General features: G+C 45.5%; 15 protein-coding genes and 1 tRNA gene. 12 read left to right on the forward strand and 4 right to left on the reverse strand.

All coding sequences use genetic code 11. The features are described 5' to 3' along the window. Nucleotides 1–498: 498 nt before the first annotated feature. Both RH949_RS11120 and ilvC read left to right on the forward strand, forming a co-directional pair. Nucleotides 499–1,482 carry a glycosyltransferase family 2 protein gene (locus RH949_RS11120; RefSeq protein ID WP_006101065.1) on the forward strand — a complete coding sequence of 328 codons (984 nt, stop codon included), beginning with the start codon at nucleotides 499–501 and terminating at the stop codon, nucleotides 1,480–1,482. Nucleotides 1,483–1,627: 145 nt separating this feature from the next. Further along, on the forward strand, nucleotides 1,628–2,620 hold the full coding sequence (ilvC, locus tag RH949_RS11125) for a ketol-acid reductoisomerase (protein WP_044207242.1): 993 nt from the start codon (nucleotides 1,628–1,630) through the stop codon (nucleotides 2,618–2,620). Between the two features lie 140 nt (nucleotides 2,621–2,760). On the opposite strand, the gene RH949_RS11130 is transcribed toward ilvC, so the two are convergent. After that, nucleotides 2,761–2,973 (reverse strand): hypothetical protein, encoded by a 213-nt coding sequence (locus RH949_RS11130; RefSeq protein ID WP_044207240.1) that lies wholly within the window; start codon nucleotides 2,971–2,973, stop codon nucleotides 2,761–2,763. 257 nt (nucleotides 2,974–3,230) lie between these two features. Between RH949_RS11130 and rplS the strand changes: the two genes are divergently transcribed. The 10 genes from rplS (at nucleotide 3,231) to RH949_RS11180 (ending at nucleotide 12,158) form a co-directional block, all read left to right on the forward strand. Continuing rightward, nucleotides 3,231–3,593, forward strand: coding sequence for a 50S ribosomal protein L19 (gene rplS / locus RH949_RS11135; protein WP_006101294.1), 363 nt, complete (start codon nucleotides 3,231–3,233; stop codon nucleotides 3,591–3,593). A gap of 92 nt (nucleotides 3,594–3,685) precedes the next feature. Further along, nucleotides 3,686–3,758 (forward strand) — tRNA-Trp (locus RH949_RS11140). A gap of 153 nt (nucleotides 3,759–3,911) precedes the next feature. Next, nucleotides 3,912–4,142 carry a preprotein translocase subunit SecE gene (gene secE / locus RH949_RS11145; RefSeq protein WP_006101045.1) on the forward strand — a complete coding sequence of 77 codons (231 nt, stop codon included), beginning with the start codon at nucleotides 3,912–3,914 and terminating at the stop codon, nucleotides 4,140–4,142. After that, a complete protein-coding gene (gene nusG / locus RH949_RS11150; protein ID WP_006101230.1) occupies nucleotides 4,139–4,756 on the forward strand; it encodes a transcription termination/antitermination protein NusG in 618 nt (205 codons plus the stop codon). The genes secE and nusG overlap by 4 nt, the downstream gene beginning before the upstream one ends. Before the next feature lie 2 nt (nucleotides 4,757–4,758). Beyond that, nucleotides 4,759–5,184 carry a 50S ribosomal protein L11 gene (rplK, locus tag RH949_RS11155; RefSeq protein ID WP_044207237.1) on the forward strand — a complete coding sequence of 142 codons (426 nt, stop codon included), beginning with the start codon at nucleotides 4,759–4,761 and terminating at the stop codon, nucleotides 5,182–5,184. 105 nt (nucleotides 5,185–5,289) lie between these two features. Continuing rightward, nucleotides 5,290–6,006, forward strand: a complete 717-nt coding sequence (gene rplA, locus RH949_RS11160; RefSeq protein WP_006101184.1) for a 50S ribosomal protein L1 — start codon at nucleotides 5,290–5,292, stop codon at nucleotides 6,004–6,006. Between the two features lie 249 nt (nucleotides 6,007–6,255). Then, entirely contained in the window at nucleotides 6,256–6,822 is a 567-nt protein-coding gene (gene rplJ, locus RH949_RS11165) for a 50S ribosomal protein L10 (RefSeq protein ID WP_006101269.1), read from the forward strand. A 99-nt stretch (nucleotides 6,823–6,921) separates the two neighbouring features. Further along, a complete protein-coding gene (gene rplL / locus RH949_RS11170; protein ID WP_044207234.1) occupies nucleotides 6,922–7,326 on the forward strand; it encodes a 50S ribosomal protein L7/L12 in 405 nt (134 codons plus the stop codon). Nucleotides 7,327–7,846: 520 nt separating this feature from the next. Next, nucleotides 7,847–8,377, forward strand: coding sequence for an outer membrane beta-barrel protein (locus RH949_RS11175; RefSeq protein ID WP_006101116.1), 531 nt, complete (start codon nucleotides 7,847–7,849; stop codon nucleotides 8,375–8,377). A gap of 559 nt (nucleotides 8,378–8,936) precedes the next feature. Then, a complete protein-coding gene (locus tag RH949_RS11180; protein ID WP_446353104.1) occupies nucleotides 8,937–12,158 on the forward strand; it encodes a sensor histidine kinase in 3,222 nt (1,073 codons plus the stop codon). 113 nt (nucleotides 12,159–12,271) lie between these two features. On the opposite strand, the gene RH949_RS11185 is transcribed toward RH949_RS11180, so the two are convergent. The 3 genes from RH949_RS11185 to polA form a co-directional block, all read right to left on the reverse strand. Then, entirely contained in the window at nucleotides 12,272–12,553 is a 282-nt protein-coding gene (locus RH949_RS11185) for an HNH endonuclease (RefSeq protein ID WP_006101268.1), read from the reverse strand. A gap of 25 nt (nucleotides 12,554–12,578) precedes the next feature. After that, nucleotides 12,579–13,070: an acyl-CoA thioesterase gene (locus tag RH949_RS11190; protein ID WP_006101147.1), complete on the reverse strand. Its 492-nt coding sequence runs from the start codon at nucleotides 13,068–13,070 to the stop codon at nucleotides 12,579–12,581. A 419-nt stretch (nucleotides 13,071–13,489) separates the two neighbouring features. Further along, nucleotides 13,490–16,444 carry a DNA polymerase I gene (gene polA / locus RH949_RS11195; protein ID WP_446353106.1) on the reverse strand — a complete coding sequence of 985 codons (2,955 nt, stop codon included), beginning with the start codon at nucleotides 16,442–16,444 and terminating at the stop codon, nucleotides 13,490–13,492. Between the last annotated feature and the right edge of the window lie 44 nt (nucleotides 16,445–16,488).

The raw sequence follows: 16,488 nt of genomic DNA on the forward strand, positions 1-16,488 counted from the left end.
TCGGAGTGAATCCGAGAAAGCACGTATGGAGTGCTCTATATCAATTTAATAATTTTATTGGTCGATGCCCTGTAGTCAATCGTAGACACGATTACTACTGCGTCTCTAACTGGGAGCCGTTGGTTAAGGCTGATATCGAGCGACAATGCCGGGTATCAGCCAAGCGTAAGCGTTAACGGTTATCGACCAAAAGTTACACCGTGGACTTATACCAAGACAGAATTACTTATGGGTAGGTTTGTCTAGGTTTTTAGAAGCGGTTCAATCGCGTAAAATTATGAATATCCATAGCTAATCTTATTGTCCAAATCTTAACCACACCCAAAACAGGTTAAAACAAAATCTGGACGATACCGATTCTTAGATCAGTCGATGTGCATTGAAATTGGATATTTCTGTTCCCTATTCCCCGTTCCCTGTTCCCGTTGAGGAATTTAGACATCCTGATCTAAATGCTGGACAGCTAATCGAGGCAAAATAATTTTGGTGGAGAAGGGTATGAAATTTAGCATCGTCATCACGACTCATAATCGCCTCACCTTGCTCAAGCGGGCAATTGACAGTGCGTTAGCTCAAACGATACCGTGCGAAGTAATTGTGGTGGATGATGGCTCGTCTGATGGTACGGATAGGTATGTCCAGGGGCGACGAAAAGAACTCTTGGACATGGGTGATACCCGTTTAATTTATCACCGCAATTCGACGAATCTGGGTCACTCAGGAACGGTTAATCAGGGTGTAGCATTGGCGACAGGAGAATGGGTAAAACTGGTGGATGATGACGACTACCTTGCCCCTAATTGTATTGAAGAAATGGTAAAGGCGATCGCAGGGCGTCCAGATGCTGTGATTTGCTCATGTCGAGCCATCCAGGTCAATGAGAATGAGAAAGAAATCAGCAGAAGTCGGCACGTTGGCAAGGGAACACTTGTATATATTCCCCAAGCCGAGATTCATTACGCCATGCTGTTGGAACTCTTGCCATTTGGCACGCCTGTACAAGTAGCTTTTTCCCGTTCAGCTTTCCTTAAGTCAGGAGGATGGGATACCCAATTCGATACGAATTATGATGATATTGATTCCTGGATTAAAATTGCCCAGTTTGGCGACGCTGTTTTGATCAATAAATGTCTGGCTTATCGAACTATTTGGCAAGGTTCATTTAATAGCAAGTTTGCTTTCGATAAACGTCTGGAAATTAATTTAATTATCAAAGAAAAAATTTATTCATGTATCAGCCCCAAATATCGTCATACTTTACCAGGACTATCAGAGATTAAGTCGTCGATAAAAATTCATTGGGGATTTGCTGCCCTCAAAAAAAGAAAATTCATCAGCGCGGTAAGAATTTGGTTAAAAACGGATTTGTCTATAGCGGCTGCAAGGTTATTTTTAAAACGAATCATTGCCAGAAATTGTTTAGATGAATTATTAAAAGAGTCTCAGGCAACGCCCATTTTATTAGTGCGTGAACATAACTGAGTGATTTAAACCTAAAGGTGGCTTCAGGAAGCAAGTGCGACCGTATCTGCCCTAACCCAGACAAAATCCATAACAACGGGCAAGGGTTTTGATGTAAAATCAATAGTCCGTCAATCACAATGCTTGTAGCAAGGGAGATACTTCTATGACCCGGATGTATTACGATGCAGATGCTAACTTAGACCTACTCACTGATAAAACAATTGCAATTATCGGCTATGGGTCTCAAGGTCACGCCCACGCCCTGAATCTCAAAGAGAGTGGCATTAAGGTGATTGTGGGTCTGTATCCGGGCAGTAAGTCGGTGGCGAAAGCGGAGTCAGCCGGATTAACGGTTCATGCGGTTGCTGACGCGGCGAAAGCGGCGGATGTGATTATGATTTTGCTACCGGATGAGGTGCAGAAAACGGTATACACCGACGAAATTGCCCCGCATCTTAAAGAAGGGAATGTCCTTGCCTTTGCCCATGGGTTTAATATTCACTTTAGTCAAGTTGTTCCCCCACCTGATGTAGATGTAATCATGGTGGCACCCAAAGGACCAGGGCATTTAGTGCGACGGACTTACGAACAGGGAGAAGGTGTTCCTTGCCTATTTGCCGTGTATCAGGATGCCACAGGTCAAGCTCGCGATCGCGCCATGGCGTATGCTAAAGGAATTGGTGGGACTCGTGCGGGTATTTTGGAAACCTCATTTCGGGAAGAAACGGAAACCGATTTATTTGGTGAACAAGCCGTGTTATGTGGGGGTTTGAGTGCCTTAATTAAAGCGGGATTTGAAACCTTAGTGGCGGCGGGTTATCAGCCAGAGTTGGCGTATTTTGAATGTCTCCATGAAGTTAAATTAATTGTGGATTTGATTGTGGAAGGCGGACTCGCCAATATGCGCGATAGTATCTCTAATACTGCTGAATATGGCGATTATACTCGCGGACCTCGCATCGTTAATGACCAAACCCGCGCCGAGATGAGGAAAATTCTGCAAGAAATCCAGTCGGGTCAATTTGCCCGTGAGTTTGTGTTAGAAAATCAGTCTGGTAAACCCGGATTCACCGCCATGCGGCGTCAGGAAGCGGAACATCCGGTAGAGGAAGTGGGTAAAGATTTACGGGCAATGTTTAGCTGGTTGAAGAAGTAGTTATTCGTCATTTGTCATTTGTCATTTGTCATTTGCTAATTTCTTGAAAGACAATTGGCAAATGACATCAACCTTCTCCCCCAGCTTCCCCTTCCCCTGTTCACCTCTGCTCCTGTGTACCTCTGCTCCTCTGTTTTTAATCACCTCTGTTCTAATTGCTCAACTTCTTTTTCCGTGCGTTCGTTCGGGTTGGTGGGATTCCAGTCGGGAAATAACCCAATTAAGAATTGATTGATGCTGGTGCGGGTGTTGCGGCTAGCATCATCTAGCGGTGCAGGTAGGACGCGATCGCCTAGCGTGATAAACAGCAAAGCTAGGATCAACAGGGGTCCTAGAAGATTTTTGAAACGCATAGCTCTACTCCCAGTCGCATCAATGAATTGTGCATACTGCTAGTTTTCCCCTAGGTCAAGATAAAACCAGCATTTTTTGATAATTCTTTACATTTTAGTCAAAACCTAGTCAGGGCAGTTTCTGCACAAAGGTTAACAGACACCCAACACCCAACACCCGACGCCCGCCACCAACACCCATCCCTACCCACTCCCCCATCTAGACGCCGGATCAGATAGTGCGCTATGATTATAGGCTGTGATTTTTTTACAAAACCATGAAGGCTCAAGAGATTATTCGCTCCATAGAAGCGGAACAGCTAAAATCAGACTTACCGACAGTCCATGTTGGTGACACAGTTAGAGTCGGTGTCCGTATTCGCGAAGGGAACAAGGAACGGGTTCAGCCCTACGAAGGTACCGTGATTGCCATGCGTAACGGTGGCATCAACCAAACGATTACCGTGCGACGTATCTTCCAAGGTGTTGGTGTAGAACGAGTTTTTCTGCTCCATTCCCCCCGAATTGCCAGTATTAAAATTGTGCGACGAGGTAAGGTGCGTCGGGCGAAGCTCTTTTATTTGCGAGAGCGTGTGGGTAAAGCGACTCGGGTTAAGCAGCGCTTTGACCGGGGGATTTAGATTTTTTTGGATATTGGCTTGGTATTCATGCCCTCATTGCGTTACACTAAGTAAAGCAAAGGGGATAAATTCACCTCTACCAGCCAACCCAAGCGCTCTTAGTTCAGTTGGTAGAACGCAGGTCTCCAAAACCTGATGTCGGGGGTTCAAGTCCTCCAGGGCGCGTTCTGAATCTATAAAATACTAAAAGGCTGGGGGAGCATCAGCGGTTCTACCCAGATCTTGTCAACTTCACGGATGAGTGAAGCAGGTTAATATGAGTTATGAACGCTGGGTTGAACAGCTCTGATAATCAGTAGAAGGGGGAAGTCAACTATTGTGGCAAAGAAAACTAAAACGGAAACAGAGTCTCAGCAAAAAACCTCTGGGTTTAATGTTGTAACGTTTCTTCAAGAAACCAAAGAGGAACTCAGTAAAGTCGTATGGCCCTCTCGGCAGCAACTGATTAGCGAATCGGCTGCCGTGTTATTGATGGTCGTTCTATCAGCCACCCTAATTTATTTAGTGGATGGCTTATTCTTGTGGGCATCACAACAGGTATTTGGATGAGTTTTGCAGCAAACGAATCATACGATCGCGATCCACAGCTCCAAGAAGCCCCATCTGCCCGTTGGTATGCGGTTCAGGTGGCATCCGGCTGTGAGAAGCGGGTAAAGACAAATCTAGAACAGCGAGTGCAAACCCTAGATGTCGCTGACCGAATCTTGAGAGTTCAGATTCCCCAAACCCCGACGGTAAAAATCCGTAAGGATGGGTCTCGCCAGCACTCTGAAGAAAAAGTCTTCCCTGGCTACGTCTTGGTGGAAATGGTCATGGATGATGAAAGCTGGCAGGTTGTCAAAAACACACCCAATGTGATTAATTTTGTAGGGGCAGAACAGAAACGTCGCTATGGACGGGGGCGAGGTCACGTTAAACCGGTACCCTTGAGTCCAGGAGAAGTCGAGCGGATCTTTAAGCACACCGAAGAACAAGAGCCTGTTATTAAAGTGGACATGGCTGTTGGTGACAAAATTATCGTGCTATCCGGTCCGTTTAAAGACTTTGAAGGCGAAGTAATTGAAGTTAGCCCCGAACGCAGTAAGCTCAAGGCGTTACTCTCCATTTTTGGGCGAGATACGCCAGTGGAACTAGAATTCAATCAGGTGGAAAAAACAGGCTAAGCATGGCAAAAAAAATCGTTGCAGTTATTAAGTTGGCGCTCCCGGCGGGGAAAGCCAACCCTGCTCCTCCCGTTGGACCGGCACTCGGTCAACATGGGGTGAATATTATGGCGTTTTGTAAAGAATACAACGCCAAGACCGCCGACCAAGCGGGAATGGTTATCCCCGTGGAAATCTCGGTGTTTGAGGATCGTAGTTTTACCTTTATCCTCAAAACCCCGCCCGCATCCGTGCTGATCAAAAAAGCAGCCGGGATTGAAAAAGGCGCCAGTGAACCCAATCGGCAAAAAGTCGCCACGATTACAAAGGCGCAACTGCAAGAAATCGCCCAGACGAAAATGCCTGACCTCAATGCTAATGATATTGAAGCAGCCATGAAAATCGTCGAAGGGACTGCCCGGAATATGGGCGTCGCGATCGCAGAATAGTCCCTGGGTTGAGGTTTAAGTGCCATCAACCCGAAATTGCAGACCGTTGTTAACCCAATTTGGGGGAGAGGCGAGACGCTTCGTTAGTCACCCCAGGAGAGATAAATGCCTAGAAAACTATCACGTCGATTACAGGAATTACACAGCAAGGTTGAAGAGCGACCTTATGAACCTACGGAAGCCCTGAAGCTGTTAAAAGAAACCGCAACGGCAAAATTCCCGGAATCCGCCGAAGCCCATATCCGCTTGGGAATTGATCCCAAATATACCGATCAGCAACTGCGGACAACCGTATCCCTACCCAAAGGAACGGGTCAGGTGGTACGAGTCGCGGTGATTGCTAAAGGTGAAAAAGTCACCGAAGCCACGAATGCGGGGGCAGATATCGCCGGATCTGAAGAATTAATTGGCGAAATCCAAAATGGCATGATGGATTTTGACCGCTTGATTGCCACACCAGACATGATGCCCCAAGTGGCGAAGTTAGGACGCCTCCTCGGACCCAGGGGCTTGATGCCTTCCCCAAAAGGCGGTACTGTTACCTTCGACCTAACCCAGGCGATCGAAGAATTCAAAGCAGGGAAACTTGAATTTCGTGCCGATCGCACAGGCATCGTTCATGTTATGTTTGGTAAGGCTTCCTTTTCTGCCGAAGACTTGTTGGTCAACCTCAAGTCCTTGCAGGAAACGATTGACCGCAATCGTCCCTCCGGGGCGAAAGGTCGCTTTTGGCGCAGTATATTTATCAGTGCGACCATGGGACCGGCGATTGAAGTCGATATCCCTAGCTTACGGGACATGAAAGCAGCTGAAGCTGCGTAATCTGAACCGTTATTTTTGCAGTCTACAATCCAATAATTTCATTGGCTTGTACCAAAGACAGCAGGTGTTCATCACTTAATATCCTGCCGAGGTCAACGCCCGACGTATCCCCTGTTGCTGTACATCAAAATTAAAGTACAGGTATAAAAGATACTCAGCGTAACCCCGGCATGTCCGGGGTTTCGTTATGGCTAAAGGCAGGATTTTCCCACTGGCAACTCTGAAAGGAAAAAAGGAGGTGAAACAAGCATGGGCAGAACCCTAGACAACAAAAAGGAAGTCGTCGCTGATCTCAAGGAACTCTTGAGTGATTCGCAACTCGCCATCGTCATTGACTACCAGGGACTTTCTGTGGCGGAAATTACCGATTTGCGGAATCGGCTGCGTCCCACAGGCACAGTCTGTAAGGTGACGAAAAATACCCTGATGCGGCGGGCGGTTGAGGATGATGAAAACTGGCAACCCATGACCGAATTCTTGGTCGGTTCCTCCGCCTTCATGTTAGTCAAAGACGATGTAGGCGGTGCAATTCGGGCATATCAGGACTTCCAGAAAGCCACCAAAAAAACTGACTTCAAGGGTGGCGTGATGCAAGGTCAAGCCCTGAGTCAAGACCAAGTTAAGGCGATTGCCGACTTGCCGTCTAAAGAAGAACTCATCGGGCAGATTGCAGGTTCGATTAATTCCATCGCCACTAAACTGGCTGTGGGTGTCAACGAAGTACCTGCATCCCTGGGTCGCTGTGTCAACGAAGTTCCGGGATCACTGGGTCGCGTGTTACAAGCGCTCTCCGCTCAGAAAGAAGGTGGCGGTTAACCTCGACCTGGACTGTCAAAACGCTGACCCTGAGCGTAGTCGTTACCCTGAGCGTAGTCGAAGGGTCACACGTAAACAATCAAACAAAGGAGTTTATTCATGTCTGCTACAACCGACGAAATCTTGGAAAAGCTAAAATCCCTGACGTTACTCGAAGCGTCGGAATTAGTTAAGCAAATCGAGGACACCTTTGGCGTTAGCGCGGCTGCTCCTGCGGGTGGCATGATGATGATGCCCGGAATGGCAGCGGCTGGTGCGCCTGGTGCTGCGGCGGAAGAGGCGGAAGAGAAGACAGAATTTGATGTCATCTTAGAAGAAGTTCCCGCTGATAAGAAGATTGCTATCCTGAAAGTCGTGCGAACCATGACTGGGTTGGGACTCAAGGAAGCCAAAGATATGGTCGAGTCTGCGCCCAAGCCGATTAAAGAAGGGGTAGCAAAAGAATCCGCAGAAGAAGCCAAGAAGCAGCTTGAAGAAGCTGGTGCTAAGGTTTCCGTGAAATAGAACTCTGTCGGGGCAAGTCATGAATTGCCCCCACAATCGATAGATTGAATTCATCCCCCGGATCAACACGAACGGGGGGTTTTTTCATTTTTGGGTTGATCCGTGAAGACAGATGATATCATATCATTGCTTAGAAGACTGTACCTCATCATGAAATCTGCTGTAAATGCGTGACAGTTTACAAACTCTCCCCTTGTTAAGGAGAGGGAATTCTCATCCGGAAAAAATAAAAAAAAATGTGACAGTTAATCAATAGTCTACTGGCTGATCACAAATTATGAAAAGCTAACTATAATTTCCCATTATTTTAATAATATTTGCCTTTGTTTCTATGTGTATGGGAAAATCTAACAAAAAACAATCGAAGAGTTTTCCTGAAAAGCTTAATTCTTAAGATGTCTAAGGATTTTCCGCAAATTCATCCATCAAAAAATTGCTAAACCTGGAACATTGACTCGATTAAAAACGACTTGAATAGTAACAACGCAACACTACACCCTACCTATTGATGGATGTTACTATGAAACGCAACCTTAAGTCTTTTGTTACCTTTTCAACCCTAGCCGCTACCGCGATCGCGCCTGTTTTATTATCGGCTGATATGGCGTCTGCCAAGCCCACGGGAACTGATGCCAACTATATCGGTGCTGGTGTCGCTGCAGGCGTGACCAACGGTGGACAAAATAACGATGCCGCAACATTTGGCGGGAATATTCAAGGTCGTGTAACGACTTCAAAAGCGCCAGTTTCTCTGCGCGGTGCTGTTCTATTCAGCGATGATACCAGCGCCATTATGCCAATTGTTTCCTACGATGTTCCTGTTACGAACAACGCTAATGTTTATGTAGGTGCTGGCTATTCCTTCATTGAAGAAGACGGACAACCAACTCCATTAGGAAACAAAAATGCGCCTGTGGTAACAGTCGGTGCTGAAGCTCAATTTGGTCGCAATATTGTGGTTTATGGCGATACAAAACTCGGTATCGAAGCCTACGAAGATAGTCCAGCGTCTGCGGTTAGCATCCAAGCGGGTGCGGGTTACCGCTTCTAAACCATAACGCTCTGGTCAACTAACCCTGTAGAGACGTAGCATGCTACGTCTCTACACTACAGATTTTTCTGTTCAGGAATAATATTTAATAAAAATTAATAAATACAACCTGATAAAAATGGCGGATATCTTTACCATAAAATTACAGTAAACTTTGTTCGCCAAGATACAGGGCGGTTAAACTTGAAATAGAAAAGCAGCGTAACCAAATAAAAAGGTAAAGATCATGACTACTGAACTCAGCCAAGTTTTATCAATGATTTTGATCGTTTCTGTTTTCTCAATTGTTCTGTCGCCCGTGTTGTGCTGGATTCTTCCCGCCCGCGCTCCCAAAAAAACCGTGTAGGAAAGGTATTGAGCCAGCTATCTGATTCTTTGACGCGACATCGACAGACTTTTAACGCCGTGACTAGAAGGTATGAGAGCGCAGCGAATTCATCAGGGTGATTATTTCATGAAACTTATAGGTCTATTAGCCCACCGTCTCGTGGTGGGTTAATTGTTGGTTCGAGATAACAGAGCGAGACTTGTCAGAGTATAGTGGGAAGAACATTCCGTTTTGGGAACCATTCTCGGAACGCCACCGATGTATCACAAGCTCAAACAGCTCTGGCTAGCCATTACCAACAACCGAGGCGATAACCACCCGCGATCGCCTAATTCTCCTCTGCAAACTCCTATCCCCCTGTTATTGTACCCTGAGACTCAATCTCAAGCCGACAACTCAGACGAGATCCAGGAATTAAAACGGATCAATCAGCAACTACGGCGCGAGATTGCAGAACGAGAACAGGTTGAGCAGGTATGGCGAGAGCGAGAGACTTATTATCGAAACATTGTCGAAAATGCCAATAGCCTGATTTTACGCATCGATACTCAAGGTACAATCACCTTTTTAAACGAATTTGCCCAACAGTTTTTGGGTTACCCGGAAGCAGAAATCCTGGGACATTCTGCGGCGGAGACGATTATTCCAGAAACCGAGACATCGGGACGGGACTTGACTACTCTGATCCAAGACATCATTCAACACCCCGATCAATACCGCTACCACGAAAACGAAAATATCCGGCGGGATGGTAGTCGCGTCTGGATAGGGTGGACGAATAAAGCGCTCATTGATGGATCAGGACAAGTGACAGGTATTCTCTGTATTGGTCACGATATCACCGAGCGTCATTTAGCTCAAAACGCTCTGCGCTTGATGAATGAACAATTGGAACAGCGAGTTGCTGAACGCACAGCGGCGTTAACCGTAACCAATGAGCAATTGCGCCAGGAAATTACTGAACGTCAACGGGCGCAGGAAACGGAACAGCAGTTAATCGCTTCACTGCAAGCGGCGAAAGACCAGTTACAAGCGATTTTAGATGCTGTACCCGGATGTGTGTCCTGGATGGGGACAGATTTGAAGTACCAAGGCGTTAACAGTTATCTAGGTAAGACATTCGGATTATCCGCTGCAGCATTTGTGGGGAAGGAACTGGGGTTTATGAATTCCACCCCCGGATTTAAGGACTTTATTGCCCAGTTTTTTGCTAGTCCCCTCCAGGAAGCCAAGCGAGAAATTGAAACCTTGATTGGTGATAACTGTCGGTATTATTTATTGGTTGCTCAGAAATACCAACAGGGTCAAGCCGCTGTCTGTGTCAGCGTGGATATTACTGAACTCAAACGCACCGAAGAGGCGTTACGGTTGAGTGAGGAAAAGTTTGCTAAAGCCTTTCGCTGTTGTCCCAACTCGATTACGATTAGCACCTTAGCAGATGGACGGTATATCGAGGTCAACGAAACCTTTATGCGGTATTCCGGCTATCAGCGCCAAGAGGTGATTGGTCGCACCGCTGAGGAATTAAATATCTGGGTGCATCCTGAGGATCGCGATCGCATGGTTCATAGTCTACAGCACAACGGTGCGATTACGAATCAAGAATATGAGTTTCGCACCAAATCGGGCGAGATTCTCATTGGTTTACTCTCCGCCGAGATTATTAATTTAAGGGGAGAACGGTGCTTACTGGCACTAACCCATGATATTACCCAGCGTAAATTAGCTGAACAGCGTCTCAAAGAGAGTGAAATCCAATATCGGGCAATTTTTGAAGCCACGACAGATGGCTTAATTATTAGCGATTTAGACGGGCAACTCGTGGAGGCAAATCCAGCCGCGTGTCAAATGCATGGTTATTCCTATTCAGAGTTTATCCATCTTGATCCCGAACGTTTTATTCATCCCGACTCCCATTCAATATTTTATGAGTATCTTACTGCTGTCAGACAGGGAGTTCCCTTTCAGCGGGAAGCGGTGGATTTGCGTTCTGATGGTACGCCGTTTCCCATTGAGGTACGGGGAACCGGGTTTATGTACAAAGGAAAACCCCATCTTTTAGCCGTGGTGCGGGATATTACAGAACAAAAGCAAGCCGAAGCCCGGTTACGAGAAGCGGCTGAACGCGATCGTTTGTTGGGAGAAATTGCGGCTCGAATTCGCCGATCGCTGGATCTGAATGAAATTATGAATACGACCGTAGCAGAAGTGCGCCAGTTCCTGCAAGCGGATCGGGTTCTGATTAGTTATATGGATGGGGCAATGCATGGCAAAGTTGTGGCAGAATCCGTGGCGGATAATTTTTCCTCCTGTTGGGATTTAGCAGTAGAAAACGATGAGTATCTTCAGGAGTTAATTGCTTTATTTGAACATACTGATGTCCAAGTTATTAACGATACCGCTCTTTGGGAAACGTCCCCGGAACGCGCCGAATATTTGGATCAATTTCAAGTGAGAGCCGCGTTAGCCGTGGCGATTGTCGTGGATGAGCAAATGTATGGCTTATTAGTGGTGCATCAATGCACAAGTCCGCGTCAGTGGCAAGCCTTGGAAGTGGATTTACTGCGCCGTCTAGCGACACAAGTAGCAATTGCGATTAAGCAGGGACGATTATATCAACAGCTTAGCGAACTGAATACGAACTTAGAGTATCAAGTTGAAGAAAGAACGGCACAATTGCAGCAAAAAATGCAGGAACTGCAAGAACTGAATCAAATCAAGGATGTGTTTTTACATGCGGTATCTCATGATTTACGTACACCCGTGATGGGGATGTTAATGGTCTTGAAGAATTTACTCAATAGTTATTTTTCTACGCTCGATCAAGAATCAAGGACAAATGACCAAGGACATAAGACAATTCCCGTCCCACGTTCTATTGTAGAGCGGATGATCCAAAGTAGCGATCGCCAGCTTAATTTAATTAACTCGTTATTGGAAATTCATGCGGCTGAATCTTATGGGATTCCCTGTGAGTGCGAACCATTACAATTGAGTCAACTCATTCAAGAGATTTTGACAGAGTTGCAACCGTTACTGGCAAAAAATCAAGTGACGTTGACCAATCAAGTTGCCGATGATTTACCATTTGTGAGTGCTGACGTCAAGCAATTGTGGCGAGTGTTTGAGAATATAATCACTAATGCAATGAAACATAACCCGCCCGGAATTCACCTAACCCTGAGTGCGACGGTGGTGGAGGATGCTGTTGAAGGAGAGAAAGTGCGTTGTGCGATCGCGGATAATGGGGTAGGGATGGAACAACAGCAGTGCGATCGCCTTTTTGATCTCTACTATCGCGGCGCTTCTTCTCGCAGTTTAAGTGGTATTGGTTTAGGATTGTATCTGTGTCGGCAAATTATTAAAGCTCACGGCGGCGAAATTGGCGTGATTAGTTCTCCAGGAGAGGGAACAACTTTTTTGTTTACGTTACTCACATCTTCTACCAGTTAAAGGTAAGTAACTAGGTGGACACAATAAAAGCTAACGGTGGAGATGGTCATTCGTCATTTGTCATCCTCGTAGTGCTATAAAAGGGAGAGTCAAGCCGAATTTGGGATAAATCTCTAGAAATTTTGACGATGCACTCGTACCCGTTTAGAAGGATTTTGCTTCTGCACCCAGATTAAAAATTTCTGCATTTGAGGTTCATTTTTTAGCTTATCCAAAGAATTGAGTTCTTGGGATAAGTGGGTGTTGTCAAACAGAGAATGGATTTGTCGATGACAAGCAGAACAAATCATGGCGGTGGGAATTGTCTCGGCTTTTTTCTTTTTTGCCTTCTGTCGAGGAATTAGGTGATGAATCGTTAAACGCTCAACATCTCGTTCACATAATTGACAAATCATCGTTAGTCGTAAACTATTACAGACATTAAAGGGAAAGCTTTACAAGTGCATCTTTGACGGCTGACGGCAATTGTCGCAGAATCTTGCCTTTCTCCCGGTCAACAGCCACTAACGTCACCCGACCGGTTACATAGAGTTCTTTACTATCAGGCGATTGAATCTGGTAATCCCAATAGATGCGAACGCCGTCCATATCCGTCATCCGGGTTTTGACAATAGCGGTTTGACCCATACGAAGCGGACGGTGATAACGCACAGAGAGGTCAACCACGGGTAATTCACATCCCATCGCCACTAATTCAGCATATTCGATGCCGATAGATCGTAAGCATTCTACCCGTGCTTCTTCCATCCAGGTTATATAATTACCATGCCAAACCACGCCTGCATAATCACTGTGGTGAGGATGTGCCCGCACCGGATATTCAAACCAGTGTTCGGTTGTGGCGGTTAAAGAATGACTTTGGATGGCGCTGGTGGGTGGAAGTTGAGCCGAAGATTGAGAATTGTCAGACATATTATTCAACTAAGCAAGAACGTACCTGTTTCACTACCTAGATAACACAGGAGTACCCGTAAACTGCAAGCGGGAATAACCGACACATCTAAATTTGATTTAGAACAATAGCTTAGTTTTACAGTTTGTTAGTGTCCTGTTTTTTTGAGTTTCCATACTATGTATCCTGATCTGTTTTCCGTGGACGCCCTCCTCGCTAACCCTTGAACTAACTCTGGGGGAAACAAAAATTCACAAAAGAGTCACCGACAAAGCAAACTCAATTTATTGTCATTTGTCATTTGTCATTTGGCTCAAATCTAAACGACAAGAGGGCGGGTTTTGTTGATCAGTTATCGGTATACCCGCCAATTAAACGGCTAAACCCGCCCCTACAATACGATATAACTTCTGCCTCCTGCCTTCAAAAAGCCTTGTTTCTACTTCGCTTCCATCCAATTTTCCCCTTCACTCACATCTACCACTAACGGTACAGTCAACTCAACTGCTGATTCCATCGTCTCTCGAATTTTTGGTTGCAACTCCTCCCATTCATCCGGTGGAACTTCAAAGACTAATTCATCATGAACTTGTAACAGTAATCGCGCCTGGTAATCCTGTAAAACTTCATGCATTTTTACCATAGCAATTTTGATAATATCAGCACTAGATCCTTGAATCGGAGCATTGGCAGCAGCTCGGAGCAACCCAGAGTCATATTGACCAATTCCCTTGAATTCGTCAAGATCAATCTCTTGGGGATTTTTACCTTTAGCATCGCGCAGTCTGTTGCTATTGAACTCAAAGTAACGGCGGCGTCCTAAAATCGTCTCAACATAACCCTTCGCGATCGCGTCCCCTTTCATTTGCTCCAAATACCCGAATACTTTGGGATAACGCTGCTTCAATCGGTCAATAAACTCCTTTCCTTCTGCCGCCGATACCCCCGCTTCCCTAGCAAATCGCTGGGGTCCCATACCGTAAATCACGCCAAAGTTAATCGTTTTACCCAATCGCCGTTCCTCTGGTGTTACGGTTTCTTTTTCAAACAATAATTTAGCCGTTACTGCGTGAATATCCTGATTATTCCGGTAGGTTTCCACCAGTACGGGTTCTTGACTCAGATGTGCTAAAATCCGTAACTCAATTTGGGAATAGTCTGCGGATACTAATAACCAACCTGATTCAGGTAAAAATGCTTTGCGAATTTGGCGACTAAACGCCGTCCGAATCGGAATATTCTGTAAATTAGGATTTGATGAGGATAAACGCCCCGTGCTGGTTATGGTTTGATTAAAATCAGTATGTATGCGTTGGGTATCCTTATGAACCAGTTTCGGCAAAGCATCAACATAAGTGGATTTTAACTTAGAGAGGGTGCGGTGTTCGAGAATGGTATCAATAACCGGATGATCCCCTTGTAGCTTTTCCAATGTGGCATGATCCGTGGAGTACCCTGTTTTCATTTTGCGCGACTTGCGGCGGTCGAGATTCAGTTTTTCAAACAGTAATTCACTTAACTGTTTTGGAGATCCTAAATTAAATTCTTCTCCGGCTTGCTTGTAAGCGTTCTGTTCAATGTCTACGAGTTTCTTTTCTAGAGATTCCGAGAGTTCTTTGAGATAAGCCGTATCAATACGAATTCCTTGATATTCCATCTGGGCTAACACAGGTTCTAGAGTTTGTTCAACTTCCAGCAACAACTTTTCTATCGCTGGAATTGCCTCCAGTTTTTCTCGCAGTTTTGGCACTAGTTTAAACGTGGCATAAACTTGCATCCCACAGTAATTTGCCACTGTTTTGCTACTCAATTCAGCAATGGTTTTTCCTTTGGGAATCTTTAAGTCTTTGTAGCTTTTTAGCTGAATTTGGGGGAAGTAGCGCTCCGTTAAGCTATTGAGGTTATGACTATTATCTGGATTGAGGACATAACTGGCTAGCATCGTATCCATGACTACCCCAGCTAGTTTAATCCCCTGAGTCCGCAACACCAGACGATCAAACTTTACATTTTGTAGCACTTTGGGATAGCGATCGCGCTCTAAAATAGGACGCAGTGCTTCTAGAACGGTCTGTTGGTCTAAATTCTGACCCTGGTTATGGGCGATAGGAATATAGGCAACATCTGCTGGTTCGATTCCCCAACAGCAACCAATACCCACCAGTTCGGCGTTCCGTGGCTTCAAATCACTGGTTTCTGTATCCCAAGCCACTGGAGTTTCTATGTTCGTACAGTTTTCCAAAATATCGACCAGTTGGTCTAATTTATCTTTTGTATCAATAATTCTAGGTTTAATTGGACAACTGGCTGCCGCTTGTTTCTGATAGTCTTCTGTTTCATCGGCTGTCCAGAAAGACAGATCAGGACTATTGTCTTCAACCGAGGGGTCTGATTCTGTCCCTGTATCTTCCACCACGTTTCCACCAAAACGCTGCTGAATTTCGTCAATTTTCTTTAAGAAAAACTCGAATTCCAGTTTTTGTAAGAAAGGCTTAAGTACAGAGGTATCAAACCCCTCTAACTTGCCCGCCTTTAATTCCACATCCACAGGTGCATCAAATGCCAATTGCGCTAAGTACTTAGAATGTTCAGCGTCTTGCTTTCCGGTTTCCAGTTTCGTTTTTACCGCACCTTTAATCTGATCGAGAGATGCATAAATCCCTTCTAGGGAACCAAAATCATTCAGTAACTTAACCGCCGTTTTTTCGCCAATTCCCCTCACTCCGGGAATATTATCGGATTTATCGCCACAAAGGGCTTTGTAATCCACCACCTGTTCGGGTGTAATACCCAGTTTATTTTTTACCCCTTGGGTGCTATATTCTTCCAGTCCAGTGGAACTGCCGCTTTTTAATGCCTTATGGCTGAGATAGAGAACTGTAATTGACTTTTGTGGATCGATGAGTTGAAATAGGTCGCGATCGCCGGTTAAAATTTTTACCTGATACCCTTCATCAGTCGCCCGATGTGCCAAGGTGGCTAAAACATCATCAGCCTCATAGCCCGGAACCGCCAATACGGGTAAATTCAACGCCGTCAGCAATTCTTTGAGATTCTGCAAATCCGGGATAAAGTCTTCCGGTGTTTCCGGTCTATCGGCTTTATAGGTATCGTCAGCTTTGTGGCGAAACGTGGGCAATTCTAGGTCAAACGTCACCGCCATCGCCTGAGGTTGCTGGGAACTGATCACCTCTAATAAGGATTTGAGAAAGCCAAAACACACACTGGTGGGTATTCCACTTTTGGTTCGCAGTCCCCCATCTCGTCCTTTGGCGAAGGCGTAATAGGAACGAAACGCGAGAGAATGACCGTCAACCAGAATAAATAGTGGTTTTTCTGCCGTTGTTGAATCGGCAGAGGGAGAAGAATTAGACACAGGCGTTGATTTAGACATAGCCTTATTTTAGCGAGTTACGTCTCCCTGTCAGGATGTGGTGT

Origin of the sequence: Coleofasciculus sp. A1-SPW-01 (genome assembly GCF_040217205.1) — a bacterium.
GTDB classification, from domain to species: Bacteria; Cyanobacteriota; Cyanobacteriia; order Cyanobacteriales; family Coleofasciculaceae; genus Coleofasciculus; species Coleofasciculus chthonoplastes_A.